This is a genomic window from Actinoplanes missouriensis 431, assembly GCF_000284295.1.
In the GTDB taxonomy this organism is placed as follows: Bacteria; Actinomycetota; Actinomycetes; order Mycobacteriales; family Micromonosporaceae; genus Actinoplanes; species Actinoplanes missouriensis.
In genome coordinates this window covers 8,436,186-8,462,719 of the sequence record NC_017093.1, presented here as the reverse complement: position 1 = coordinate 8,462,719, position 26,534 = coordinate 8,436,186, and the positions used below count along the sequence as shown (strand labels likewise).

Below are 26,534 nucleotides of genomic sequence, written 5' to 3'. Positions count from 1 at the left end.
TTTCGGCTTCTGCACCAAAGATGCCCCCGTTCGGCCACCATCCCCTGGCCGCTTTGCCCGGAACTACCGGGCTATACGTATTTGAGGGACAACGTTGCGTAATCACCCAACTACGGAGCATGATGGTCCGGCGAGACATCGCACAGGGCGTCCGCGTGGCATGGGGGACATGGTCCGCGGACGTCGGGGGGAAACAAGGGGGGACGTTTACCGATGGGGATGATCAGCGACTGGCCCAGCATGGCGGCGTGTCAGAGTGGCGACCCTGACGCGCTGTTCGTGCAGGGCGCCGAGCAGAACGTGGCGAAGAGGATCTGCCGCAGCTGCCCGGTTCGCTACGAGTGCCTCGCCGACGCCCTGGACAACCGCATCGAGTTCGGCGTCTGGGGAGGCATGACGGAACGCGAGCGGCGGGCGCTCCTGCGCCGCCACCCGCATGTGGCGAGCTGGCGGAAGACGTTCGAGGCCGCGCTGCGGGAGAAGGGCGCCGACAAGGTGCTCGTCTCCAGCTGATCCCACGAGCGGTGCCCGCGGAGATCAAGCAGCCGGTCCCGCGAGCAGCGCTCCGATCGTTCGCAGCCCGTCGACGTCGTGGACGTCGGCGGGCTGCGCCGCGACAGCCGTCGTCGGCACGGCCGGGAAGGCGTCGGTGAACGTCGCGGCCACCCGGACCTCCCGCTCGGTCTGCCGCAGCAGACCCGCGTGGATGCGCAGCACATCGGCGGTGACCGGCTGATCGCCGGCGGCGTCCAGCTCCGCCGCGGCGGCCTCGCTCTCCTCGGCGGTCAGGCCGGCCGGCTCGGTCTGGTGCATCCGGTTCAGGACCAGGCCGCTCAGCGGCATCCGCTCGGCCACCAGCCGCTCCGCGAAGTACGCCGCCTCCCGCACGGCGTCCCGCTCGGGTGCCGCGACCAGCAGGAACGCGGTCTGCGGGTCCTGCAGGATGCGGTAGGTCTGGTCGGCGCGGGCCCGGAAGCCGCCGAACATCGAATCCAGCGCCGCGACGAAACCGGATAGATCGGTCAGCAGCTGTGCGCCGAGGATTTTCTGCACGGTACGGGAGAAGAGCCCGAACGACGCGGTGACCAGGCTGAACATGCTCCGCCCGCCGGTCCGCGCGGGCGCCAGCAGCATCCGCAGCATCCGCCCGTCGAGGAAGCGGGAGAGCCGCGCCGGAGCGTCCAGGAAGTCCAGCGCCGACCGCGACGGCGGGGTGTCCACGACGATCAGGTCCCACTCGTCGGTGGCCCGCAGCTGACCCAGTTTCTCCATCGCCATGTATTCCTGCGTGCCGGAGAAGGTCGAGCTCATCGCCTGATAGAAGGGGTTCGCGAAGATCTCGGCGGCGCGGTCCGGCTTGGTGTGCTGCTCGACCACCTCGTCGAACGTGCGCTTCATGTCGAGCATCATGGCGTGCAGCTCACCGCCGCCGGCCACCTCGATGCCTTTCACCTGGCGCGGGGTGTTGTCCAGCTCGGTGAGGCCCATCGACTGTGCGAGCCGGCGGGCCGGGTCGATGGTGAGCACCACCGTCTTGCGCCCGTGCATCTCGGCGGCGCGCAGGCCGAGCGCCGCGGCGGTCGTGGTCTTGCCGACGCCGCCGGCGCCGCAGCACACCACGATGCGGACGGCCGGATCGGCGAGCAGGCCGTCGACGTCGAGCCGTGGAGCGGTCAAATCAGCCACCGTTCCAGCGTAATGCGTCTTGATCGGACGATCCCCGGATCAGGCCCGCAGAAGTCGGCCGGCCAGATCTTGCAGAGCCGCGAGGTCGATGCCGTCCGGCAGCTGGGGTAGCTCCACCAACGGGCGGCCCAGCTCGGCCAGTTCGACCCGGAGCGACTCCTCCAGCTCACGCCGGGTCAGGTGGGCCTGAGCCTCGGCGGTGAGTTGGCTCACCGTGCCCGCCGAGGCGGGTAGACCGGCTGCCGTCAGCCCCCGTTTCACCTCCGCCTTGGTCACCTTGCCGGCCGGCAGCAGCGACGGGCGGGCGCCGTTCACGATGATCCGGCCGATCGGGATGTGCAGGGCGGTCAGCTCACCTATCGCGTCCAGGCTTTCCTGGACCGGCATCTCCTCCAGGAGCGTCACCACGTGCACCGCGGTCATCGGCGAGCGCAGCAGCGAGGCGACGCCGTCGCTCTGCGTCTTGATCGGACCGACCTTGGCGAGCCGGGCGGTCTCCGCCGTGACGTTCAGGAAGCGGCCGACCCGGCCGGTCGGCGGCGCGTCCAGGACCACCGCGTCGTAGACCCGGCGCCCGTTCTCGGCGCGGGTGGTGGCCTCTTTCACCTTGCCGGTGAGCAGCACGTCACGCAGGCCGGGCGCGATCGTGGTGGCGAAGTCGATGGCGCCGATCTTGCGCAGCGCCCGGCCGGCCGCGCCCAGCTTGTAGAACATGTCGAGGTACTCGAGGAGGGCCTCCTCGGGATCCACGGCCAGGGCGCGGACCTCGCCGCCGCCGCTGGTGGTGGCGATCCGCTTCTCCTGGTACGGCAGGGGGTCCAGGCCGAACAGCTGCGCGATGCCCTGCCGGCCCTCCACCTCGACAAGCAGCGTGCGCCGGCCGCCGGCGGCCAGGCCGAGCGCGAGAGCGGCAGCCACACTGGTCTTCCCGGTGCCGCCCTTGCCGGTCACCACGTGCAGTCTCTCCGGCCAGTTGCGGTGTTCGCCCATGTATCTAAGTTACGACCAACCGCGCCACCGGCTAGCCGGAGACTTCGCAGACCAGCCAGCCGGCCTTACGGACGACGGTGAACTCCAGGTCCTGTGCGGCGGACTTCTCGTCCTGGGTCGACACCACCACCCGTACCGCGACGGTGGCCTGCTCCTCGGTGGTGCCGGACACCGCCGGATCGTCCCAGCGGAACACCGCGCCCGCGTAACCGTCGGCGTACGCGCTGATCTGGTCCACCCGCTCGGCCAGCTTCCGGTCGTCGCGGGACTTGCGGCACACCAGGGTCTCGGCGGCGTTCGCGTCCTGTTGCGTGTAGACGGCGGTCAGGAACCGGTTGACCGCCGTCGCCGGGTCCGGCGATCCGGGGTTGTCGGCGTCGCGGAACAGGAAGTACGCGGAGACCGCCCCGCCGCCGCAGAGCACCAGCGTGGCCATCAGCGCCGACACCAGGAACACGGTCGACCGCCGGCTCCGGTCCGGCCGCATCGAGGACGACCCGCCCGGCGTGCCCACCCAGATCGGCTCGGCCGGCGCCGAGTGCTCGAATGCCAGGTGCTGCGGCGGCGTGTGCTGCCACTCGCCGGGTTTCTCGTGCCGGGCGTGCCAGGGACCGGGCACGCTGGAGATCACCTGGGTGGGGTTCTCCCCGGCGGTGTCGTCGGCGCGGTGCGCCCCGATCGGCGGTGGCGCGCTCCCGGCGACGGGCAGCGCGTAGGTGGTCGCGTGCGGCGGTTCTGGCACCGGGATGGGATTCGGCGGCGGAATCGGCTGCGGTGGCTCCGGGTCGGGCGAGGGTGGCGGCTCCGGATGCCCGCCGGGATCCTGAGTCATCTCACCCTCCGCAGTCAATTAGTCGCAATATGTGCTGATCAGCCTAGCCAACCATCCCTCGGTGAGGGCCCTAAGCTGTGCCGGTATCCGACTCTTAGGGAAAGGCCAAGTCATGCAGAAGTGGGAGTACGTGACCGTGCCCCTGCTGGTACACGCGACCAAGCAGATCCTCGACAACTGGGGCGAGGACGGCTGGGAGCTCGTCCAGGTCGTGCCCGGTCCCAACCCCGAGCAGCTCGTGGCCTACCTGAAGCGGCCGAAGGCATGACGGGCCCGGCTCCGGTCGCCGGCGAGGGCGCCGTCGACGCGTACGCGAAGCTCGCCGAACTCGGACTGACCCTGCCGACCGTGGTGCCGCCGCTGGCGTCCTACGTCCCGGCCGTGCAGTCCGGCAACTACGTCTACGTCTCCGGCCAGCTCCCGCTGGTCGACGGCAAGCTGCCGAAGGCCGGCAAGGTCGGCGCCGAGGTCAGCGGAGAGGAAGCCGCGGAGCTCGCGCAGATCTGCGCGCTCAACGCGCTGGCCGCGATCGAGTCGCTGGTCGGGCTCGGCCGGGTCGTGAAGATCGTCAAGGTGACCGGTTTCGTCGCGTCGGCGCCGGGCTTCACCGGTCAGCCGGTCGTCATCAACGGCGCATCGAACCTCTTCGGCGAGGTGCTGGGCGAGCAGGGCCGGCACGCGCGCAGTGCGGTCGGGGTGTCCGAGCTGCCGCTGAACGCCCCTGTCGAGGTCGAGGTCATCGCCGAAGTGGCATGATCTTCGGGTGATTCCGCCCCTTTTGGTCACCCAAGGTGACCGGAACGGACATCGTGTCTCGGCTACCGCCCCACCTCCGACGTACGATTCGGGTCATGGGGGGTGCTGAGCCCGCGTCGGCGGAGGTCGACCGGTTACCGGGTTGGGTGACGCTGCTGCGGGCGCCCAACCCGGGGCCGATGACACTGGACGGCACCAACACCTGGATTCTCCGTGCTCCCGGCTCTGATTACGCCACCGTGATCGACCCGGGCCCCCTGGACGAGGGGCACCTGCGGCGGATCGCCGAGCACGGTCCATTCCAGTTCATTCTCGTCACCCACGGTCATCACGACCACGTCGAGGGTGCCGACCGGCTCTCCGAGCTGCTCGGCGGCACCGCCGTGCTGGCCGCCGACCCGGCGTACTGCCGGCACGGTGAGCCTTTGGACCCACGCGAGCATCTCGGTGGGAACGGGTTGGAAATACAGGTTCTGGACACTCCGGGGCACACCCGCGATTCGGTGTGCTTTCTCGTCGAGTGCGAGGACCAGCGCGTGATCTTCACAGGTGACACGATCCTGGGGCGGGGGACCACCGTGGTGGCCCGGCCGGACGGCGACCTGAGCTCCTATCTGTCGAGTCTGGAGCTGCTCAGGGCGTACCCGGATGTGCTGATGCTGCCCGGTCACGGACCGGCCCGCAGCGACACCGCCGAGCGTGCCTCCTTCTACCTGGACCACCGCCGGGAGCGACTGGCGCAGGTGGCGGCCGCCATGGCGGCCGGGGCTCAGACCCCGGCAGCGGTGGTCGACGTGGTGTACCCGGACATCGATCCGGCGGTGCGGTTCGCCGCCGAGTGGTCGGCGGCCGCGCAAATCGATCACCTGCGCCGGGAATCCGGCACCGGGTCGAACCGGTTGGATCGGCCGTGACCTGCCCCGTCTGCGGAACCGTCGCCGTCTCCGGCGCTCGTTTCTGCCACCACTGCGGCGCCGCCCTGCCCGGCGCGGCGTCCTTCGACGCGGCCTCGCTGCCGGCCGCCGAGCGCCGCATCGTGACGGTGCTCTTCGGCGACCTCTCCGACTTCACCTCCTGGTCGGAGGACCTGGACCCGGAGCGGGTCGGCGCGGTCACCGACCGGGTGCTGGCCGCGCTGGCCGGCGCGGTGAAGACGTTCGGCGGGCACGTGGACAAGTTGACCGGTGACGGGATCATGGCGGTCTTCGGCGCGCCGGTGGCCCACGAGGACGACGGCGAGCGGGCGGTCCGGGCCGCGCTGAGCATGCAGCGAGCGGTCCGCCGGGTGCTCGACGACGAGCGTGGCGGCGGCGCGCCGCTCGGCCTGCGCGTCGGGCTCAACACCGGCGAGGTGGTCGCCGGCATGCAGGCCGGCATCGAATACACGGTCATCGGCGACACGGTGAACACCGCGGCCCGGCTGGCCGACGCCGCGGCGGTCGGCGCGGTCTACGCCGGCGAGCGGACCAGCGGCGGCACCCGGCACGTGGCGTCCTGGCGGCAGTTGCGCCCGCTGCGGCTCAAGGGCAAGCGGGAGCCGGTCCCGACGTACGAGTTGCTGGGTCTGCACGACGCGCCCGGCACCCGGTCCGGCCTCGGCGACGAGGCGCCGTTCGTGGGCCGGGAGACCGAGCTGGGCCGGGTCTCCGGCCGGCTCGCCGAGGCGATCGACTCCGGCACCCCGCGGATCATGGTGATGACCGCGGAGGCCGGGATCGGCAAGTCCCGGTTCGCCGGGGAGGTGAAACGGCTCGCCGCGGGTTACGAGGTGGGCTCCGGGGCGTATTCCGGGCACGGCGCCCGGGTGCTGCGGGTGCGTTGCCGGGCCTTCGGCGAGCGCCGCCGCTTCGCGCCGCTGGCCGACCTGGTCCGCAAGGCCGCCGGCCTGCCCAAGGACGTCACCGCCACGGTCGGCCGCACGGTCGTCGAGGAGCGCCTGCGCAAGCTGGCCGGCCGATTCGGTGCGCAGTTCGACACCGATCGCCTGCTGGTCCTGCTCGGGTACGGCGAGTCGAAGGCGAACCCGGGCGGCCCGATCGCGCCCGCCGACTGGCCGCCGAGCGCGAAACGCGTCGACGCCGAGGCCATCTCGAACGCGGTCGCCGGTCTGCTGAACGCGCTCGCCGCCGACGCGCCGCTCGTGCTGATCGTCGACGACCTGCACGACGCCACCGCCACCACGATCGACGCGCTCGGCGGGACACTCTCCCAGCTGGACGGGCCGGTCGTGGTGCTGCTGCTGGGCCGGCCCGAGCTGGTCCGCACGGCCGGCGTGATGACCCGGCTCGCCGACGCCGAGGTGCACACCCTGCCACCGCTGCGCGGCGCGGACGCGTCCCGGCTGCTCACGTCGTACCTGAGTGGCGGCAAGCTGCCGCAGGCGGACAGCGACCGGCTGCTCGCCACCGCGCAGGGCAACCCGTTCTACCTGGCCGAGATGGTCACCCTGCTGATGGAGAGGGGCGCGCTCACCCCGGCGGTCGGCGCCAACGCGGCGGGCCGCTGGCAGCTCACCGCCGGTTCGCTCGACAGTCAGCTGCTCTCCCGGGACCTGGCGGCCGTGCTGGCGGCCCGCATCGACGCGCTCTCTCCCGAGCCGCGGGCGGTGCTGCGGGACGCGTCGGTGGCGGGCGCCACCGTGCCCAGCGGCGTGCTGGAGGCGCTGCAGGAACGCCGGGCGGCAGAGTCGCGGCCCGGGGCGGTCTCCTCGGTCGAACTCGAGCGGACCATCGACGAGTTGCTGCAACGCCGCATGCTGCATCGGTCGCGCGGCGGTTACCAGTTCACCACCCCGCTGATGCGGGAGGCGGCCTACGCCGGTATCGGCAAGGCGGACCTCGCGGAGCGGCACGCCTACCTGGCGACCTGGGCGGCGCCGGAGACCGTGCGGCGGCCCGGCCACGACGGCGCGGTCCGGCTCAACCTGACCGGCAACGAGCGGGACGCGTTCATCGCCACCCACGCCGAGTGCGCGGTCGAGCTGGCCAACCAGGTGCGGCTGCGGCCGGACGCGACGGCCCGCGAGGTCGCGCCGCTCGGCGTCGCCGCGCTGGGCCGGATGGCCCGCCGGGCGCTTGCCAACATCGAACCCGCCGCCGCCATCGAGTACGCGGAACGCGCCACCGCCCTCACCAGCAACAACAGTCTTCCCCTCCCGGACCAGCTGGTGCACGCCCGCGCGCTGCTGCGCCTGGGCCGCGCCGACGATGCCCTCGCCGCCGGCGAGAAGATCACGAAGGCGTCGGCCGACGACCCGCTCTGCCGGGCCGAGGCGATGATCCTGGTCGGCCGGGCGCACGAGGCGCTCGGCGACACCGGTCAGGCCGTGGCGGCCTGGCAGGAGGCGCTCGAGGTGGCGACCGAGGCGCAGCTGCTGCCCGAGCGGGCGAACGCGATGCGCCGCCTCGGCATGGCCGACTTCCTGGCCGGCAAGCTGAGCCAGGCGAGCAGCCGGTTCGCCGCGGCGTACCAGGTCACGCTCGCGGCCGGGGACCGGCACGGGCAGGCCTGGGCGCTGCAGAACCTCGCCTGGGTGACCACCACCCGCGGCGACTTCGCCGGGACCGACGCGGTGCTCGGCCGGGCCGCACGGCTCTTCGCCGAGCTCGGCGACCAGGTGGGCCGGGCCTGGCTGCGGGGCACCACGGCGTTCGCCCGGCTGCTGGCCGGTCGGTTGCAGGAGGCGCGCCGGCTCGCCCGGATCTTCCTGCCGTTCGGCGACCGGGTCGGTGAGGGCTGGGCGGTCGGCACGCTGCGCGTCGTCGAGGCGTACGCGGCGGCCGAGCTCGGTGACCTCGGCGCGGCCGACGGGCAGGCCAGGCGGGCGTACCGGGAGTTCAACGAGGTCTCCGACGACTGGGGCCGGGGGCTCGCCATGGTGGTCCGGGGCGCCATCGCGCGCGGGCTCGGTGAGTTCGATCACGCGCAGGACCTGCTGAGCGACGCGCTTGTCTACGCCGACCGCACCGGGCACCCGCTGCTGCTCGGGATGGCCGGCACCCTGCACGGGTTCGTCGCGTTGCAGCGCGGCGACCTGGCGACCGCGGAGGCCGACGCGCAGCGGGTGATGGTGGCCGTGGAGCCGCACAACCCGCTCGCCCCGGCTCAGGTGGGTCCGCGGGTGCTGCTGGCCGAGGCGCGTACCCGGGCGGGGGACGCGCGTACCGCTATCGGACTGCTGGCGCCGATCGCAAGTGACACGTCGACGCCGTCGCTGCTCTTCTCCCGGCGGCACGCGCTCGCCGCGTACGCGTCGGCCCTGCTCGCCGAGGGCCGGGTGGAGTCCGCGATGACCTGGATCGAGCGGGCCCGTGAGGTGCCGGCCGAGGACGTGCGCAGCGGCGTGCTCGCCGCGATGGTGCGCGCCCGGGTGCTGGCGGCGGCCGAGCGCTTCGACGAGGCACGGGCGTCGGCGGACGAGGCGGTGCGGCTGGCGTACTCGACGGAGCAGGTCAGCGAGCGTTCCGCGGCCGAGGAACTGCGTGACACGCTGGCCCTCGCGGGGGTCGAACCGGAAACTGTCGCCTACGCGTCTGATGTGCCGGGATGATCTTCCAGCGGCCTGGCGTATTTTCTTTTCTGTGACGGAGACTCCGCCTGGTGCCCTGCCCGTACCATACGTGCCGGGAATGTCCGGTTTGTCTGTCATGGCGCGCGGGGGTTATGCGACCGTGTACCGAGCGACTCAGGACTCGGTGGGTCGTGAGGTCGCCATCAAGATGGAGAACCGGACCCTCGACAACGCACGTGACCAGGCCCGATTCCTGCGCGAGGCGCGGGCGGCCGGCCGCATGTCCTCCCACCCGCACGTCGTCGACCTGTTCGACGTCGGCGTGACGGTCGACCAGCACCCGTACCTGATCATGGAGCTCTGCGACGGGTCGTACCTCGACCGCATGCGCGTCTCCCCGCTCACCCCCGCCGAGGCCCGCGACGTCGGCATCAAGATCGCCGACGCGCTGGTGCACTCGCACGCCAACGGCGTCCTGCACCGCGACGTGAAACCGGCGAACATCCTCTACTCGCACTTCAACCCGGCCGTTCTCGCCGACTTCGGCCTGGCCGTCCTCGGCGAGATGCGGGACTCCTCGGTCACCCTCGAGGTGCTCACGCCGGCGTACGCGCCGCCCGAGATGTTCCGGCACGAGAACCCGTCCGGGGCGGCCGACGTCTACGCGCTCTGCGCGACGCTGTACGCGGTGATGAACGGCCGGCCGCCGCGCTGGCAGAGCGACCGCAGCCCCAGCCTGATCACGCTGATGGACCTGTTCGCGCAGCCGGTCCCGGAGATCCCCGGCGTTCCCCGGGCGTTGACCGAGGTGCTGCGGTACGGCATGGCGAACGAGCCGGAGGCGCGACCCAGCGCCGAGCAGTTGCGTGACCTGCTGAACAATCTGCAGCTCGACCCGAACACGCCCCAGCCGCCGCCGGTGGTCTACCGCTCCACGCAGAACTTCGTGCCGCCGCGCCCGCGGCCGATCGTGCCGAGCACGCCGACGCGCGAAGACGACACGCCGACCGTGCACCAGAACAGCCGGAAGGGCTTCTTCAGCCGCTGGTTCAGCTGAGGCCGCCGCGCTGGGTCGATGTGGAGTGGTGTCACCCTGGTCGCCTGCCGGACCGCTGGCGCAGCCCGGCAGGCGGTCGATCAGCGGAACAGACCGAGCAGGCCACCGATCGCGCCGATGAGCGCGGTGGCGCCGGCCAAAGCGGCCGTTACGTGCTTCAGATATTCGAAGGCAACGCTGTGCGGATTCCGGCTTCCCTGATCCGGCTGGGCGCTCCCCGAATCATCCGCTGAACACTCATGCTTCTGTTTGTCAAGTTTCGAAGCGGCACTTGACGATTGACTCTTAGCAGTTCGTTTCCGCTGCCGTAGGCTCAAGGCGAATCCTTTCTCCTGGCGGAGTTGGGGTTTCCTGCGGCGGCCTCTCATGCAGGAGAGGCCGCCGCGACTTCTTTCCCGCGGTTGATTCGATAGATGGAGCGAGCTGTTCCACCTAGTTGACCACTAGGCTTATGCACGTGCATCTGCACGCGCTAGCCCGCCCTGAACGCAGCATACTCACATCTTGCGATGCCCAAGAGGTCACTTATAGTCACTTAGGAAGCGTCCCTCAACGCCGCAAGGGCGGATGCACGTGCATTCATGCTCGGCGGAGTGATATCGATGTGCAGGCAACTTGCAGATTCCATCGAAGCTTGCATATTTGCGCTGGCTCCGAACCCGTCAAACGGTGTGTAGTTTGCGCGACGATGGAAAACCGGGATCGCTGAGGGGCGTCACCTGACGTAACAGGCTCTGGCTGCCCGGCGTGGGAATTCACTCGCCGGGGTCACCGAAAGGGTGATGAGCCGTCAAATCGATCTCTCAATGAGGATGACTCGGCAGGACTAAACGAGGCGGCTTACGGTTCGGGGCGACCATGCACCGATCGCGAAAGTCGCCGGACGGCCTTGAGTGGCACCTCGTCGCGCGGACTCTCGGGGACGGATCGGTGCTTCGGGGGACGGTGTCGCCCGTACCCGATCTATTCGGGGTCGAGGACCGCCAAGAGCTCTCCTATGTCCACCTCGGTGCCGGGATGCACCGGTAACGAGGCGACCACGCCGGCGGACGGGGCGTGGACCGGGTGCTCGAGCTTCATCGCCTCCAGCGTCAGCAGCAGCTCACCGGCCCGGACTCGCTGGCCGGGCACGACGAGGACGCGCCGGACCGCGCCGGGGAGGGGGGCGATCAGGGAGCTTTCGGTGGTCTCCGGAGCGGGCAGGGGGAAGCGGGAGATCTCGCGGAGGGTGACCGAGCCTTCGGGGCTGTCCACATATGACACGTCGCCGACGCGGTGGACCAGGACGGCCAGCCGGATGCCCTGCACGTTGAGCACCACGCGGTCGCCGTCGGCCTGGACCACGATGATCGGGGGGTGTTCGTCGGAGACCGGGGCCTGACCGAGACCGGCCAGGTCGAGCTCCTCCGGGTCTACCGCGCGGACCCACCAGCCGGCCAGGTCGCCGTGGCGGTTCATCCGGTAGCCGACCTCGACCGGGCCGGTCGGGCCGTCGTAGACCGCGGTCTGCGAACCCGACGGCACGTTGCGCCAGCCGGACGGGAGCGAGCTCAGCACCGGGGCCGCGGCGCGGCGGGCGGCGGCGCCGGCGAGCGCGGCGGCCAGGCAGGAGAGACGGACCGCGTCGACCGAGGAGAGCAGCGGCGCGAAGACCTCGGGGTGGCGGTCCAGGAAACCGGTGTCGGTGCTGCCGCTGCGGAACGAGTGGTGGCGCAGCGTGCGGACCAGCAGGTCCCGGTTGGCGACGACGCCGTGGATCTGGGCGCGGGCCAGCGCGGACGCCAGCATCCGGGCGGCCTCCTGGCGGCTCGGCGCCCAGGCGATCAGCTTCGCGAGCATCGGGTCGTGGTGCATGCCGATCACCGAGCCGTCGGCGGCGCCCGCGTCCAGGCGCAGGCCGGGCTGGGCCAGCGGGCGGAACGAGCCGGCCACGTCGGGGACGGCGAACCGGTGCAGGGTTCCGGCGGCGGGCAGCCAGGCGTACGCGGGGTCCTCCGCGCAGATCCGCACCTCGATGGCGTGCCCGCGGATCGGCGGCGGGCCCGGCATCGGCAGGCTGCCGCCCTCGGCCACCAGCAACTGCAGGCGCACCAGGTCGTATCCGGAGACGCACTCGGTGACCGCGTGATCGGCCTGCAGGGTCGGCGTGAGCTCGAGGAACCAGAACTTGCCCTCCGCGTCGAGCAGGAACTCGACGGCGCCGGCGCCGACGTATCCGAGGGCCCGGACCACGACGATCGCGGCCCGGCACAGGTCCTCGCGCAGCGCGGCGTCGACGGCCGGCGACGGGGTCTCCTCGATGATCTTCTGGTAGCGGCGCTGCACCGAGCACTCGCGCTCGCCGAACGGGACGACCGAACCCTGCGCGTCGGCGAGGATCGGCACCTCGATGTGGCGGACGTTGCTGACGTAGGGCTCGCAGAAGACGTCGCCGCCCACCTCGCGGCGGGTCGACGCGACGGCCTCGGCCAGGGCGGCGGCGTCCCGGACGACACGCATGCCGGCGCCGCCGGTGCCGGTCGCCGGCTTGATCAGCACCGGGAAGCCGGTCACCGAGCCCGGGTCGGTGAACGTCGGCAGCACCGGCACCCGCGCCTCGGCCACCAGCTGCTTCATCTCGGGCTTCACGCTCAGCGCGCGCAACGTCGCGGGGGTCGGCCCCACCCAGATCATGCCGGCGTCGACCACGGCCATCGCGAAGTCCGGGTCCTCGGCGAGCATGCCGACGCCCGGGTGCACGGCGTTCGCGCCGGACCGCTGCGCGGCCGCGATCAGGGCTTCGGTACGCAGGTAGGTGCTCCCCGGGGTGTTGCCCGGCAGGTGGACCGCGTAGTCGGCCTCGTCGACGTGGGGTGCCGCCGAGTCGATGTCGGAGTAGACGGCGACCGTCTCGATGCCGACCAGCCGGCAGGTGGCGAACACCCGGCGGGCGACCTCTCCACGGTCGGCCACCAGAAGTCGTCGAATCACTGCACTACCTTTCAAGGTCGGAAAACGCCGACGTGTCCAGCACCCTCAACGGCGGCGCTGTGCACCGCGGAGAGACAGAGGCCGAGGACCGTACGGGTGTCACGGGGGTCGATGACGCCGTCGTCGGCGCAGGTGCGGCCCTTCGCGGGCCAGCTGAACGTGAAGCGCGGCTCGCCGACGCGGTCGGTCGAGTGCTCGGCGACCGAGCCGACGGTGAGTACCAGGTGGGGGACGGTCGAGCGGGACACCGCGTGGACCAGCGGGGCGTCGTGCCGGGCGTCGGGAGGTTCCGTGTCGTCGCCGCCCGGGGTGCCGGTATGCCGGAGGAAGACCAGCGGGGTGGCCGTCGCGTTCGCCAGGTGCAGGAAGTGCACGGCCTTCTGCGCCTCGGCCGCCGAGCAGGGCGTGCTCGGGCTGGAGACCACGCCGACCGGGTATCCGTGCAGCTCACCCCAGCCGGCCAGCAGGGCGACCGCCTGACCGGGCTTGAACTCGTCGAAGTCGCTGTCGTCGAGGATCCGGGCGAGCACCTCCCGTGGCTCGAACTCGGCGGGATCGGTCGCGGCCACGGTGAGCAGGTCCTCGGGGTCGTACCGGGGTGGGACCGGATGCCGGGTGCGCGGGGACGGGCCGTGCTTGCGCCAGTTCAGGCGGCGTACGCACTGGCGGGCCAGCCGCAGGCCGTCGCGTTCGTCCTCGGCGAGCTGATCTGCGGGTCCGGCGGGCCCGGCCGGCACGACCGGGGTGGCGCGGACCTCGACGCCGTTGGCCGAACTGCGGACCGGTTGCGGGTGGATGGTCAGCACCTTGGCGTGCCCACGCACCATGATCGTGTAATCGGCGAGCGCCGGCAGATACGCAGCGTCACCAGTGGTCAGGCCGAACGTCACGCAAACGGTGGGCACCCGATCCGGGGTGAGACGGCTCAGCTCACGGGCGATGCCACCGTCCGGATTGCCGGCGCCGGCCGACTCCACCAGCGTGACCAGCGGCAGCCGGTTCACCGACGCGATCCGCGCCGCACGGCGGATCTTCGCAGCGGTGTACGGGTTGACCGCCCCGCCGTCCACGGTCGGATCGTTGGCGATCACCACGCACTCGATGCCCTCGATCACCCCGACGCCGGTGACCACGCTCGCGCCGACCGGGTACTCCGACCCCCACGCGGCCGAGGGCGCCAGCTCGAGGAACGGGCTGTCCTGGTCGAGCAGCATCTCGATCCGCTCGCGGGGGAGCAGCTTTCCGCGCGCGTGATGGCGGGTCACCCACTTCTCGCCGCCGCCCGCACGGGCCTGGTCGAGAGCGTCCTCCAGGTCGGCGAGGAGCTGCAGGGTGGCGCTGCGCCCTTCCAGGTACGCGGGGTCACGCGGGTCCAGCGTGGTGTCGAGCACGGTCATGCAGACACCCCGATGCCCGCTCCGACCCTACCTGCGTTCAAAGCCGCGCCCTTCCTTGTCACGCCGGTGCCTCTCGGCCACCTCCGTAACGAGTGGCCTGGCGGGTGCGACACGGTGACGCGGGCATGCTGAAGGGGCTGTCCTCGCGGACAGCCCCTTCAGGCGGAAAGGTCAGACGCGGGCGCGCCGCGCGAGCCGCTCCGGGTCCAGAATGATCACGCTCTTGCCGTCGAGCCGCAGCCAGGCGCGGGAGGCGAAGTCGGCGAGCGCCTTGTTGACCGTCTCCCGGGACGCGCCGACCAGCTGGGCCAGCTCCTCCTGGGTGAGGTCGTGGGTCACCCGCAGCACGCCGCCGTCCCGGGTGCCGAACCGGCCGGCCATCTGCAGCAGGTTCTTCGCGACCCGGCCCGGCACGTCCGTGAAGATCAGGTCGGCGAGTGCGTCGTTGGTCCGGCGCAGGCGGCGGGCCAGCACGCGGAGCAGCTGCTCGGCGATCTCCGGCCGGTTGTTCAGCCAGGGCCGCAGCGACGACTTCTTCAACCGGGCCAGGCGGCTGTCGGTCACCGCGGTCGCGGTCGCCGTCCGCGGGCCGGGGTCGAAGAGGGAAAGCTCGCCGAGCATGTCCGACGGTCCCATGATCGAGACCAGGTTCTGCCGGCCGTCCGCGGCCCTGCGTCCGAGCTTGATCTTCCCGGACAGAACGATATACAGGCTGTCGCCGGCCTCGCCCTCGTTGAAGACCACGTCGCCCTTACGGACTTCGATCGTGTCCATCTCCTTGGCGAGCGCCTCTGCGGCTTCCGGGTCAACGCCCTGGAAGATCCCGCTGCGAGCCAGTACCTCATCCATCGCCGCACCTCCGAAAACGCGCAACGTCTGCGCTCGATCAGTCTAGGCGCACGCGGGCGGGAAACGGGCGGCCACCCCTTGATCCAGATACTGGACGGTAACCAGAAATGCCGTGACCGCTAGTGACAATTCAGCGGTCCGGGCATATCAGGACAGGCCTTTCGTCGGTCGATCCCGCATGCGAGCTGACGGTATCGTCCCGGTCGATGAATTCGCACCCCCGGTCCCATCGCCAGGCACGTTTAGGACACCCTGCCCTAACTGTCACCATTGTCCTAGCTGTTTTGGCCGGTGCCGGCGTTGCCGGTGTCGCCATCGCCAAACGCGGCGACTCACCCTCCGCTCAGTGGGAGGCGCCCGCGGCTTCCGCTGCGCCCGCCACGACGAGCGGCGCGAAACCGGTCGAGGAGTCCGCCACCGTCGAGTCGATCACCCTCTCCGCCACCGGTGACATCATCATGGGCAGCGCGCCGAACCGGCTGCCGGCCAACGGCGGCGAGGGCTTCTTCGACTCGGTGAAGAAGGGGCTCGCCTCCGATCTGGTGATGGGCAACCTGGAACAGCCGCTCACCGGTGACACCGGCAGCTCCAAGTGCGGTTCGCCGCCGCGGCCCAACTGCTTCGCGTTCCGCTCGCCGCCGGCGTACGCCGAGCACCTCAAGGACGCCGGGTTCCAGCTGCTCAACACGGCGAACAACCACTCCAAGGACTACGGGACGGCCGGGTACCGGAACACCGTCGAGGCCCTGGAGGGCGCCGGGCTGGAGCACACCGGGGCCGAGGACCAGATCACCGTCGTGGAGATCAAGGGCGTCAAGGTCGCGGTCATCGGCTTTTCGCCGTACGCGGGAGCGAACAACCTGAACGACCTGGACGCGGCCGCCGCGATCGTCGAGAAGGCCAAGTCCGAGGCGGACCTCACGGTGGTGCAGGTCCACATGGGCGCCGAGGGCTCCGACAAGCAGCACGTGAAGCCGGGCAACGAGCTCTTCTTCGGCGAGAACCGCGGTGATCCGATCAAGTTCAGTCACACGGTGATCGACGCCGGGGCCGACCTGGTGATCGGGCACGGGCCGCACGTGTTGCGCGGCATGGAGTTCTACAAGGGCAAGCTGATCGCGTACAGCCTCGGCAACTTCGCCGGCGGCGGCAAGACGCTCTCCAGCAACGGCGTCCTCAAGTACGCGGGGATCCTGCACGTCTCGCTCACCAAGGACGGCGAGTACACCGGCGGCAAGTTCCTCTCCACGTACATGAACACCACCGGCGTGCCGACCCGGGACAGTAAGAACGAGCGAGGACGGGAACTGGTCGCTCAGCTCTCCGAGTCCGATTTCGGCGACTCCGCGGTGTCGATCGGTGACGACGGGACGATCAAGCCCCCGGCGTGACCGCGGATGTTCGCCGCACCGACGTACTCTTTACCGGTGACTCCGCCCGCCTCCGCATCGCGATACGCGGGGGAGACCCTGCTCGGCCGCAAACGACGGGCCCGCAAGATGGCCCGGGTGCTCGCCGAGACCCATCCGGACGCGCACTGCGAGCTCGACTTCACCAACCCGCTCGAGCTCGCGGTCGCGACGGTCCTCTCCGCGCAGACCACCGACGTGCGGGTCAACCAGGTCACCCCGGAGCTGTTCGCGAAATACCGGTCGGCCGCCGCCTACGCCGCCGCCGACCGGGCCGAGATGGAAACGCTGCTGCGGCCCACCGGCTTCTTCCGGGCGAAGACCGACTCACTGATCAAGCTGGGTCAGGCGCTCCTCGACCGGCATGACGGCCAGTTGCCGCGCAAGCTCGACGAGCTCGTCAAGCTTCCCGGGATCGGCCGCAAGACGGCCAACGTGATCCTCGGCAATGCGTTCGGGGTGCCCGGCATCACCGTCGACACCCACTTCCGGCGGCTGACCAACCGGTTCGGCTGGGTCGACGAGGAGGACCCGGTGAAAATCGAGTTCCTGGTCGCCGAGCTGATCGAGAAACGCGACTGGACCATGCTGTCGCACCGGGTGATCTTCCACGGGCGGCGGGTCTGTCACGCGCGGAAACCGGCCTGCGGCGCCTGCACGCTGGCGAGCATGTGCCCGGCGTACGGGACGGGCCCGACCGAGGCGGCGGCCGCGGCGAAACTGCTCAAAGGACCCCGGGCCCGTGAGCTGGCGGTGGCGGCCGGGGTGGATCCCGATCTCGTGCCGGTCGCCGCGGTTCTGGCGCCGGAGGAACCGTGATCCGGTTTCGCGCGGTGGCGCCGCTCGTGATGGCGCTGGCGGTGGTGGCCGGCTGCTCGGCCGCCGCCGAGTCGAGCAGCGAGGAGCCCGCGTCACCGTCTCCGTTCGCCGCGTGCGACACCTTGACTGCGACCGCCTCCCCGGCAGCGAGCCCGACCGACCTGCCGGATTTGTCGCTGCCCTGCTTCACCGGTGGCGAGCAGGTCAGCCTCCGCGACGTGCGACTGCCCGCCGTGATCAACATCTGGGGTTCATGGTGTCCGCCCTGCCGTGAGGAGTTACCGGTCATTCAAGGCCTGGCCGACCGGGCCGACGGACGGCTGACGGTTTTCACCGTGGACAGCATGGACCGGCGTGAGGGGGCCGCCTCGTTCGCCGCCGACAACGGGATCAGCATGCCGACTCTCTTCGACCCCAAGCAGTCCCTCGCCATCGCGGTCAAGCAGCCGGCTCTACCGGCGACGATCTTCGTCGACGCCGCCGGCAAGGTCTACGTCCATCGGGTGCCGCTGACCGTCGACGAGCTGATCAAGCAGGTCAAGGAGCACACCGGCGTGACGGTGACCCGATGAGCCAGGGGCGGGTGCTGCGGCGGCCGGACGGTCTGCCGGACTGGTTCGAGCCGCTGCTGACCCGGGTGTCGACCTGCCGGACCGAGGACTTCACCCCGCTGCGCCAGCCGGCCGGCGGCAACGGGCGGCACAGCGCGGTCCTGGTGCTGCTCGGCGAGAGTGAGCCCGCCGCCGACACCCCGGGCGGGCCGGACCTGCTGGTGCTGCAGCGGGCCGCGACCATGCGCAACCACGCCGGGCAGCCGGCGTTCCCGGGCGGCGCGACCGACCCCGAGGACCGGGACGCGCCGGACACCGCGCTGCGCGAGGCCTCCGAGGAGGTCGGCCTGGACCGCGGCAGCGCCGAGGTGCTGGCCCTGCTCCCGGACCTGTGGATCCCGGTGAGCCGGTTCGTCGTCACGCCGGTGCTGGCCTGGTGGCGGCAGCCGCACCCGGTGCACCCGCTGCAGGCGACCGAAGTCGCACATGTCGCACGTCTGCCGATCAGTGAACTGGCCGACCCGGCGAACCGTATCCGGGTGCGTCATCCGAGTGGCTGGATCGGACCCGCCTTCCAGGTCCGAGGGCTGCTCGTCTGGGGTTTCACGGCAGGGGTGATCTCGTCGTTGCTCGACATGGCCGGGTGGTCGCAGCCCTGGGAACCGGGTCGCGTGGTGGAGCTTCCGGATGCGTCGGCACCCGTTCCGGCGGCTTCCAGTGGCGCGCCCGACGAGGTGGTGCCGTGACGTGGCCACGTGCTTCTACGCTGAGTGAGTGCCCGTGGTCGATGTAATTCTCGTTGTGCTGATGCTGCTGTTCGCGATCAGCGGCTATCGGCAGGGATTCGTCATCGGGGCGTTCTCGCTGGGCGGGTTCTTCAGCGGGGTTCTCATCGGGCTCCAACTCGGACCACTGATCGCGCAGCAGTTCGCCGACGGGACGGTGCGGCTGGTCGTGGCCCTCGCCGTGATCCTCACGTTCGCGGTTCTCGGGCAGACGCTGGCCGGCTGGCTCGGCACCAACCTGCGCCGGGGGATCTTCAGCAAGCCGCTGCAGCATCTGGACGACGCCGGTGGTGCGCTCGTCTCGGTGGTCGCGTTGCTGCTCGCCGCGTGGCTGGTGGCCGTTCCGCTCGGGTCCACCCCGTTCCCGGCGATCAACCGGGAGTTCCGGAGCAGCGCGATCCTCTCCGGCATCAACGGGCTGATGCCGGAGCAGGCGCAGGCGCTCTCCTCGGCGCTGCGCGACACCCTGGACACCAGTGGATTCCCGGACGTGTTCGGTGGTCTCGCGCGTACCCAGGCGAAAGAGGTCGCCGAGCCGGACCCCAAGCTGAAGAACTCCAAGATCGTCCAGGACTCGAAGAAGTCGGTGCTCAAGGTGCTGGGCGCCGCGCCGAGCTGCTCCCGGCGGATCGAGGGCACCGGCTTCGTCTACGCCAGCGAGCGGGTGATGACGAACGCGCACGTGGTGGCCGGCACCCGGGAGGTCGTGGTGGAGACGTCCCGCGGCCAGCTCGAGGGCACCGTCGTGGTCTACGACCCGAAACGCGATCTCGCGGTCCTGCACGTGCCGGGGCTCAAGGCGCCGGTGATGGAGTTCGTGAGCAAGGAAGCGGCAAGCGGGGCGAGCGCGATCGTGCTGGGCTATCCACAGGACGGGCCCTACAACGCCCAGTCCGCGCGGGTCCGTGACGTCAGCCGGATCACCGGGCCGGACATCTACGACTCGGGTGACGTGACCCGGGAGATCTACACGATCAAGTCGCTGGTCCGCAGCGGCAACTCGGGCGGTCCGCTGATCGATCCGGGCGGAGGGGTCCTCGGCGTGATCTTCGCGGCCGCCGCCGACGACAAGAACGTCGGTTTCGCCCTCACCGCCGACGAGGCAGCCGGGGTGGCGCAGACCGGTAAGAGCCGCACGAAGGGCGTCGACACCGGCGAGTGCGCCTGATTCGCGGTCACCCGCGCGCGGGCGTGACCACACACCCGCTCCGGGCGTGACGCGAAAAGACGGCTCCTGGCTCAGCCCGCGGTGCCGGCGAAGCGGCGGACCGTGAAGGCGGCTGCCAGCGCGGAGATCAGGAAGAGCAGGATCGCTATCCAGCGGGCCGGATGGCTTCCCCCGCCGAGGGGCTGAGCCGGCGCGGCCCACCCGCCCGCGTTCGCCGCGGGGGACTGCGTGACCGCGCCCGGCGCGCCGCTTGCCTCGGGGGCCGACTGGGCCTGGCCGGGGACCGGCGCGCTGCCGAACCGGGCGACCCCGGCCGGCGGCGTGGTGTCCAGCGGGTTGTCGGTCACGAACGGGACGTCGGCGGTTAGCGCGGCCACCGGGTTCACCAGGCCGAAGCCGAACTTGTCGTCGCGGCCGGGCTCACCCCGGTCGTCAGCGGTCCGGATCAGCCGGTTGATCACCTCGCCGGCCGGCATGTCGGGCCAGCGGGAACGGATCAGGGCGGCGGCGCCGGCCACCATCGGCGCGGCGAAGCTCGTGCCCTGCACCCGCCAGTAGTCGTCCGGCCCGCGGGCGCCGACCAGCTGGGTGGCGGGCGCGGTCAGCACGGTCTCCGCGCCGGTGATCGAACCCTCCCAGAGCGTGGTGCCGTCGCGTTCCATGCCGGCCACCGCGACCACGCCGGGCTCGCGAGCCGGGTACCACACCCCGGTGTTCTCCGAGCTGGCCGACGCGCTGGCGTTGCCGGTGCAGGCGATCACCACGACGTCCTTGGCGAACGCGTAGTCGAGCGCGGCCGCCAGGGTGGCGCTGGATCCGCTGCCGCCGAGCGACAGGTTCAGTACCTTGGCGCCGTGGTCGACCGCCCAGCGAACACCTTGCGCCACGATCAGCGCGTCGTCGTATCGGTTCTGGGCGTCGAGCACCCGTACCGGAAGGATCTTGGATTTGGGGGCGATGCCCACCACGCCGGCGTCGTCGTCGTTGCGGCCGGCGATCAGAGCCGCGACCGTGGTGCCGTGGCCGACCGGGTCGCTCTCGCCGTCGCCCTTCGTGTCGACCAGGTCGAGGCCGGGCAGCACCTGGCCCTCCAGGTCGGGGTGGCGCGCGTCGACGCCGGAGTCGAGGACCGCGACCGTCACACCGGCGCCGTCCGCGTAGGACCACGCGCCGGTCAGGTCGAGCGCCTGCAGCTGCCACTGGTCGGAGCGGACCGAGTCGTCGGTGGTGACCACCGGCTCCGCCGTGATCGCCGGGGCGGCGACGGCCGCGGTGGCGGGGGTGGCGAACGTCAGGAGCCCGGCCAGCATGGCGGCGGCCGTCCGGCGGGAGAGGCTCGGCAACGAACACCGCCTTCGCTCTGGTGAGGATGGTCAGTCGATGGAGGGAGATTACTCCCCAGTGTCGGCGTGTCGCTGCGGTCGGCCGCGCTTAATCGCACGCGGAGTCTGCTGATTTTTCCGCATCCCGAAACGGTGGCAGGTATGCCAGCTGGATGAGCCGTGCTCCCTCACGCCGTGTGATCAGGTGAGCACGCCCCGGTGGTAAGGGTCCGGCTCGCACGGTGCCGAGCAACGCGCCCTCCTCCACCGGACCGGACATCAGCAGGCCGGGCGCGGACAGCTCCCGTAGACGCTGGATCACCGGCTCGTACAGGGCCCGGCCCGCGCCGCCTGCCCGCCGGGTGAGCACCAGGTGCAGCCCGATGTCCCTGGCCTGCGGCAGGTGGTCGAGCAGCGGCATGAGCGGGTTGGCCGGTCCCGCAGCCACCAGGTCGTAGTCGTCGACCAGCACGAACAGCTCCGGTCCGGTCCACCACGAGCGGGTCCGGAGCCGCTCCGGCGTGACGTCCGGTCCGGGCAGCCGCCGCTCCATGTATCCGGCCGCCGACCGGAGCAGATCGGCTGTCTGCTGAGCCTGTATCCCGTACCCGATGCGGTGTTCGGTGTGCGGCAGGTCGATCAGGCCGCGCCGGTAGTCGACCAGCATGACCCGCGCCTGCTCCGGGGTGAAACGGCTGGTCAGTGACGTGACGAGCGCGCGCAGGAAGGACGACTTGCCGCACTCCGCATCGCCCAGGACCAGCAGATGCGGTTCGGCGGCGAAGTCCAGCTCCACGGGCCGCAGATCGCTCTCGGCGATGCCGATCGGCACGCGCAGGCCGCTGCCCTCCGCGGGCCCGGGATTCGTGTACGCCACCACGGCCGGCAACAACCGCACCGGATCCGCCACCGGCCCGCCCCAGGCCGCGGCCACCGCTTCGACAAGCGCCGCCGTGTCGCCCATTGTGGACACCTCCGGCCGGGCGGTGAGCAGGTGCAGCCCGCGGTCCCGATCGTCCGGGTGCTCGGTCACGCCACGGCCGGGCTGTCCCTCGGGCACCTCGGCCGCGGCCCGCCGATGCACCGCCGAGTCGGCCGGATCACCCAGGCGCAGCTCCACCCGGGAACCGAACAGGTCCCGGATCGGCGGCCGGAAATCGGTCCACCGGGACGCGGCGGCGACCAGGTGGATCCGGTAGGCGAGCCCGCGCGTGGCCAGGTCGGTGAGGATCGGCTCCAGCTCCTCGAAGTCGGTGCGCAGCGTGGACCAGCCGTCGACGACCAGGAAGACGTGCGGGTCGTCCGGGCGGGACCGGCGCTCGCGATCGTTGAGCAGCGTCACCATCTCGCCGGCGGTGCGGCGCACCCCCTCCGGCTCCAGTCGCCCGAAGACGCCACCCACGTGGGGCAGGTCGCGCAGGGCGCTCAGCGTTCCGCCGCCGAAGTCGAGGGCGTAGACGCGTGCCTCGGCGGGGGTGTGGGTGAGCGCGAGGCCGCAGACGAGCGTGCGCAGCGCGGTGGACTTGCCGCTGCGGGTGCCGCCGGCCACCGCCACGTGCCCGGCCGAGCCGGACAGTTGCAGCCAGAGCACGTCGCGCAGCTGCTCCCGGGGCTTGTCGACGAGGGCCATCGGCACCTGGAGGGTGCCGCGCAGCGCCGGGTTGGCGACGGTCAGCCCGCGCTGCGGGTCGGCGGTGATCGGACCGAGCAGGTCGTCCAGGCCGGCGGACCGGTCCAGCGGCGGCAGCCAGACCCGATGCGCCGGCGGGCCGTGGCCGGCGAGCCGGCCGACCAGCACGTCGGCCAGGGGCGGACCCTCCAGCTCCGGTCGCCGGTCAGCGGCCGGGAGCGGCAGCAGGCGGGTGGTCCAGGGCAGCACCCGCGGGGCGGCGGGAACGAGCTCGCGGGGGCGTGGGGACGGGCCGGAGACGTACGCGGCACGGAACCGGATCGGCGGCTCGGTGCCGGACCGCAGGTAGCCGTGGCCGGGCGAGCGCGGCAGCTCGTACGCGTCCGGCACCCCGAGCACCGCCCGGGACTCCAGCGCCGAGAAGGTCCGCAACCCGATCCGGTACGACAGGTGCGTGTCCAGCCCGCGCAGCCGCCCGTCCTCGAGCCGCTGACTGGCCAGCAGCAGATGCACGCCGAGCGACCGGCCGAGCCGGCCGATCTGCAGGAACAGGTCGAGGAACTCGGGTTTGCGCTGGAGCAGCTCGGAGAACTCGTCGCAGATCACCAGCAGCGACGGCAGCGGTGGCAGCGCCGCCCCGGCGGCACGGGCCCGCTCGTAGTCACGCTGCCCGGCGAAGTTGCCGGATCGGCGCAGCAGCTCCTGCCGGCGCAGCAGCTCACCGTCGAGGGCGTCGGCCATCCGGTCGACGAGCGGGAGCGCGTCCGCCAGGTTGGTGATCAGCGCGGCGGTGTGCGGCAGCCGGTCCATCGAGGCGAACGTCGCGCCGCCCTTGAAGTCGATCAGCACCAGGTTCAGCGTCTCCGCGGAGTGGGTGGCGGCCAGGGCCAGCACCAGCGTGCGGAGCAGCTCGGACTTGCCGGACCCGGTCGCGCCGACGATCAGCCCGTGCGGGCCCATCCCGTCCTGCGCGGACTCCTTCAGGTCCAGCTCGACCGCGCGGCCGTTGTCGTCCACCCCGATCGGCACCCGCAGCCGGTGCCGGCCGGATCGGCGCACCGAGGTCAGCACCGGCGGGTCGCCGATGCCGAGCAGCTCGGTCAGGCCGGGGTCGGAACCGGTCGCCGGTCCGGCCGACTCGGGGCCGGTCTCCAGCCGCAACGGCGCGAGCCGCCGGGCGATCGCCTCGGCCTGCGCGATCTCCAGCCGGTCGGCGCGGCCGGCGACACCATGGTCGTCCAGCGTGGACGTGTGCAGCGTGCCGTCCTCGGAGATCTCCAGGACCAGCGTCGAGGCGTCCGGCATCCGGGGTGGCGCGGTGTCCAGGTCGAGGACTGTCACACCGTCCCGCCCGATCGAGACGGGCCGGTCGGGCCGGTCGGTCACCACCACGAGATGCTGCCCGGTCCGGCCGCTCAGCAGGTCGTCCAGCAGGTCCGGATCACCGATCAGGCGCAGCCGGCCGAGCGCGTCGGAGCGGCTCGGATGACCGTTGTGCGGGAGCCACTTCACCCACTCCCAGTCGTCACGGGTCCCCGGCCCGGTGCAGACCGCGATGATCAGGTCGTCCGGCGCGTGGAAGACGGCAAGGTGCACGAGCGCCGCGCGGACCAGGGCGCGAGCCCCGCCGCCGCTGACCAGGACCCGGGCGAAGCCGCGCACCGACATCGCCACCGGCAGGTCCGGCACCACCGCGTACGCCTGGAGGAACCGTCGCAGGGCGCCGGCGGTCATCGGCTCCAGCTCGTCGAGCGGCCGGGTCGCCGGCGGTGTCAGCGGGGTGGCCAGCGACTGCGGCCCCAGTCCGATCCGGACCACACCGAAGTCGGCGTCCTCCGGCCGGCGTTCCCAGAGACGGTCGCTGTCCACCGTGGACCACAGGCGGTCCGGATCGGGATGGCGGTAGAGCAGCCCGATCCGCTGCATCCGGGCGGTCCGGCGGGCCCGGCGGCGCAGCCCGGCGAGGTGCCGCAGGTACTCCCGCCGGGCCGCGATCAGCTCCGCTCTGCGGGGTGCTCCGGTGGAGCCGAGCGACATGGTGAGCATCGCCAGCGAGGAGATCCCGAAGAGCCCGCCCACCACGTACGCATAAGGGCCGCCCTGTCCCTGGCCCATCATCAGCGCCATCGCGAGGGTGCCGCCCAGCATCGGCAGCGCCAGCAGCCACTGCTGCCAGCGGCCGGTCGGCGCGGCGGGCATCTCCGGCGGCGGATCGATGGTGAGCGCGCCCGACGGGATGACCGGCTCCGGGCGGCGCGGTGGCCGCCGGACCGTGATCGTCCCCATCGGACTCCGATCTTGTTGCTCTCCGTAGCGATGTCCTCACGATGCTAGGTAGAGTGCGTGCCGTCCGCAGCATTGAATTCACGCTTGTGGATAACTTTCGTTCCGGAGGCGCCCGATGAGCACCGGACTCGCCCGCGTGACGATCAGCGCGCCGCTGCGCCGGCTGGACGTGGCCCTCCCCGAGCAGGTGCCGCTCGCCGAGCTGCTGCCCGACGTGCTCCGGCAGGCCGGCGAAGACCTCGCCGACCGGGGGGAGAACCACGGCGGGTGGGTGCTCCGGCGCGCCGACGGGGTCGCTCTCGCGACCGGTCAAGGTCTCTTCACCCAGGGGGTACGGGACGGCGAGGTGCTCCACCTCGTCCCGGCATACGACGAGTGGCCGGAGATCGAATACGACGACGTGGTGGAGGCCGTCGCCGAGGGCGCTCGCCGGCGCGGCGGAGTGTGGACGCCGGAGACCACCCGGGCCGCCGCCCTCGCGTCCGCCGCGGTGCCCCTCGGGCTCGGGTTGTTCGCGCTGCTCACCGCCGGTCCGGGCCGGGGCGCCGCAGGGCTCGGCGCGGCGCTGCTGCTCCTGCTCGGCGGGACGGTCGCCATCCGGGGGTACGGCTACGCGTACACCGGAGTGGCGCTCGGCGGTTATGCGCTGCCGTTCGCCGTGGCCGGTGGAGCGGGGTCAAGTGGCGCCGGATGGGACCTGCCCGCCGGTGCGGCGGCCCTCACGGTGGCGGCGCTGCTCGGCGCGCTCGCGATCCCGGCCGGGACCCGGATTCCGGTGGCCGGCGTGACCGCCGGGGTGCTCGGCGTCCTGACCGCCCTGATCGCCGAGGTCTCCACCGTCGCGGCGGCCGCCGCTGCCCTGATCTCGGTGCTGGTCTGCGGTCTCGGCGTGCTGCCGGTGATCGCCGTCCGGCTCGGTCGCCTGCCGCTGCCGCCGCTCGCGCTGCCGGGGCGGACGCCCGGGCGCCCGGAACCGGCCCGGGACGAGCCACCCGGCCGGGATGCCGTGTTCGCCGCTGTCGACCGTACCGATGAGATCTTGACCGGCCTGCTGCTCGGCCTGACGCTCCTGGCCGCCGCCGGATTCGCCCTGCTCGCGGCCGAAGGCACGCTCTCCGCCCGGATCCTGATCGCGGCCGCCGCGCTCGCGCTGCTGTTGCGCGCCCGGCTCTTCGTGACCGTGCGGCTGCGGGCGCCGCTGCTGGTGGCCGGCCTCGGCGGCTTCGCCGCCCTCGGCATCGACCTGCTGCTCACCGGGAATGGGGACGCGCGGCGCCTGCCGGCCCTGATCGGGGTGGTCCTGCTGGTCGCGTCGGTCACGGTCGTCGCAGGTTCCCGGTACGCCCACCGGCCGCCCTCGCCCTACCTGACCCGGGCCGCCGACCTGCTGGAAGGGCTGGCCGTGATCGCGGTGATCCCGGTGGCCTGCGCGGTGGCCGGACTCTACGCCGCCCTCTCCGGCATCTCCTGAAGCCCGCATACGACCGCACCTGCGAGGCGCAGCGGCCCCGCAGGTG

At 71.7% G+C, this 26,534-nt stretch carries 20 protein-coding genes; 12 read left to right on the top strand and 8 right to left on the bottom strand.

Translation table 11 applies throughout. The features are described from left to right. Positions 1-213: 213 nt before the first annotated feature. Positions 214-513: a WhiB family transcriptional regulator gene (locus AMIS_RS38640; protein ID WP_014447932.1), complete on the top strand. Its 300-nt coding sequence runs from the start codon at positions 214-216 to the stop codon at positions 511-513. Between the two features lie 24 nt (positions 514-537). Here the strand turns inward: AMIS_RS38640 and AMIS_RS38635 are convergent, their stop codons facing one another. From AMIS_RS38635 to AMIS_RS41100, 3 genes are read right to left on the bottom strand one after another with little or no spacing between them, the layout of a single operon-like run. Further along, positions 538-1,677, bottom strand: a complete 1,140-nt coding sequence (locus AMIS_RS38635) for an ArsA family ATPase (RefSeq protein WP_014447931.1) — start codon at positions 1,675-1,677, stop codon at positions 538-540. 48 nt (positions 1,678-1,725) lie between these two features. After that, a complete protein-coding gene (locus tag AMIS_RS38630) occupies positions 1,726-2,676 on the bottom strand; it encodes an ArsA-related P-loop ATPase (RefSeq protein ID WP_014447930.1) in 951 nt (316 codons plus the stop codon). A gap of 31 nt (positions 2,677-2,707) precedes the next feature. After that, a complete protein-coding gene (locus tag AMIS_RS41100) occupies positions 2,708-3,508 on the bottom strand; it encodes an Rv0361 family membrane protein (protein ID WP_014447929.1) in 801 nt (266 codons plus the stop codon). Positions 3,509-3,620: 112 nt separating this feature from the next. Here AMIS_RS41100 and AMIS_RS43225 point away from each other — a divergent pair, with 112 nt between their 5' ends. The 5 genes from AMIS_RS43225 (at position 3,621) to AMIS_RS38605 (ending at position 9,831) form a co-directional block, all read left to right on the top strand. Next, a complete protein-coding gene (locus AMIS_RS43225; protein ID WP_014447928.1) occupies positions 3,621-3,776 on the top strand; it encodes a DUF4177 domain-containing protein in 156 nt (51 codons plus the stop codon). After that, positions 3,773-4,264, top strand: coding sequence for a RidA family protein (locus AMIS_RS38620; protein WP_014447927.1), 492 nt, complete (start codon positions 3,773-3,775; stop codon positions 4,262-4,264). Before AMIS_RS43225 ends, AMIS_RS38620 begins: the two co-directional genes overlap by 4 nt. Positions 4,265-4,359: 95 nt before the next feature. Continuing rightward, entirely contained in the window at positions 4,360-5,178 is an 819-nt protein-coding gene (locus tag AMIS_RS38615) for an MBL fold metallo-hydrolase (RefSeq protein ID WP_041830335.1), read from the top strand. After that, positions 5,175-8,813 carry an adenylate/guanylate cyclase domain-containing protein gene (locus tag AMIS_RS38610; RefSeq protein ID WP_014447925.1) on the top strand — a complete coding sequence of 1,213 codons (3,639 nt, stop codon included), beginning with the start codon at positions 5,175-5,177 and terminating at the stop codon, positions 8,811-8,813. The genes AMIS_RS38615 and AMIS_RS38610 overlap by 4 nt, the downstream gene beginning before the upstream one ends. 31 nt (positions 8,814-8,844) lie before the next feature. Further along, positions 8,845-9,831, top strand: coding sequence for a serine/threonine-protein kinase (locus AMIS_RS38605; protein ID WP_014447924.1), 987 nt, complete (start codon positions 8,845-8,847; stop codon positions 9,829-9,831). Positions 9,832-10,794: 963 nt separating this feature from the next. Here the strand turns inward: AMIS_RS38605 and AMIS_RS38600 are convergent. From AMIS_RS38600 to AMIS_RS38590, 3 genes are all read right to left on the bottom strand, one after another. After that, the gene (locus tag AMIS_RS38600) at positions 10,795-12,801 is read right to left on the bottom strand and encodes an ATP-binding protein (protein WP_014447923.1); all 2,007 of its coding nucleotides are present in this window, start codon (positions 12,799-12,801) and stop codon (positions 10,795-10,797) included. An 11-nt stretch (positions 12,802-12,812) separates the two neighbouring features. Then, positions 12,813-14,198 carry a carboxyl transferase domain-containing protein gene (locus AMIS_RS38595; RefSeq protein WP_014447922.1) on the bottom strand — a complete coding sequence of 462 codons (1,386 nt, stop codon included), beginning with the start codon at positions 14,196-14,198 and terminating at the stop codon, positions 12,813-12,815. Between the two features lie 171 nt (positions 14,199-14,369). Continuing rightward, positions 14,370-15,047 carry a Crp/Fnr family transcriptional regulator gene (locus AMIS_RS38590; protein ID WP_014447921.1) on the bottom strand — a complete coding sequence of 226 codons (678 nt, stop codon included), beginning with the start codon at positions 15,045-15,047 and terminating at the stop codon, positions 14,370-14,372. A gap of 206 nt (positions 15,048-15,253) precedes the next feature. Here AMIS_RS38590 and AMIS_RS38585 point away from each other — a divergent pair, with 206 nt between their 5' ends. Genes AMIS_RS38585 through AMIS_RS38565 form a run of 5 tightly spaced genes read left to right on the top strand, consistent with a single transcriptional unit; the run spans position 15,254 to position 19,779 of the window. After that, on the top strand, positions 15,254-16,438 hold the full coding sequence (locus tag AMIS_RS38585) for a CapA family protein (RefSeq protein ID WP_041830334.1): 1,185 nt from the start codon (positions 15,254-15,256) through the stop codon (positions 16,436-16,438). A 6-nt stretch (positions 16,439-16,444) separates the two neighbouring features. Continuing rightward, on the top strand, positions 16,445-17,275 hold the full coding sequence (gene nth, locus AMIS_RS38580) for an endonuclease III (RefSeq protein ID WP_014447919.1): 831 nt from the start codon (positions 16,445-16,447) through the stop codon (positions 17,273-17,275). Then, complete coding sequence (locus AMIS_RS38575; RefSeq protein ID WP_014447918.1) at positions 17,272-17,847, top strand: TlpA family protein disulfide reductase; 576 nt, start codon at positions 17,272-17,274, stop codon at positions 17,845-17,847. The genes nth and AMIS_RS38575 overlap by 4 nt, the downstream gene beginning before the upstream one ends. Further along, positions 17,844-18,572 (top strand): NUDIX hydrolase, encoded by a 729-nt coding sequence (locus AMIS_RS38570; RefSeq protein WP_014447917.1) that lies wholly within the window; start codon positions 17,844-17,846, stop codon positions 18,570-18,572. The genes AMIS_RS38575 and AMIS_RS38570 overlap by 4 nt, the downstream gene beginning before the upstream one ends. A gap of 28 nt (positions 18,573-18,600) precedes the next feature. Continuing rightward, positions 18,601-19,779, top strand: a complete 1,179-nt coding sequence (locus AMIS_RS38565) for a MarP family serine protease (protein ID WP_014447916.1) — start codon at positions 18,601-18,603, stop codon at positions 19,777-19,779. A gap of 71 nt (positions 19,780-19,850) precedes the next feature. On the opposite strand, the gene mycP is transcribed toward AMIS_RS38565, so the two are convergent. Then, complete coding sequence (gene mycP / locus AMIS_RS38560; RefSeq protein WP_041830332.1) at positions 19,851-21,089, bottom strand: type VII secretion-associated serine protease mycosin; 1,239 nt, start codon at positions 21,087-21,089, stop codon at positions 19,851-19,853. 121 nt (positions 21,090-21,210) lie between these two features. After that, a complete protein-coding gene (locus tag AMIS_RS38555; RefSeq protein WP_014447914.1) occupies positions 21,211-25,017 on the bottom strand; it encodes a type VII secretion protein EccC in 3,807 nt (1,268 codons plus the stop codon). A gap of 115 nt (positions 25,018-25,132) precedes the next feature. On the opposite strand from AMIS_RS38555, the gene eccD reads away from it, so the two are divergent. After that, positions 25,133-26,488 (top strand): type VII secretion integral membrane protein EccD, encoded by a 1,356-nt coding sequence (gene eccD, locus AMIS_RS38550; protein ID WP_014447913.1) that lies wholly within the window; start codon positions 25,133-25,135, stop codon positions 26,486-26,488. Positions 26,489-26,534: the final 46 nt, after the last annotated feature.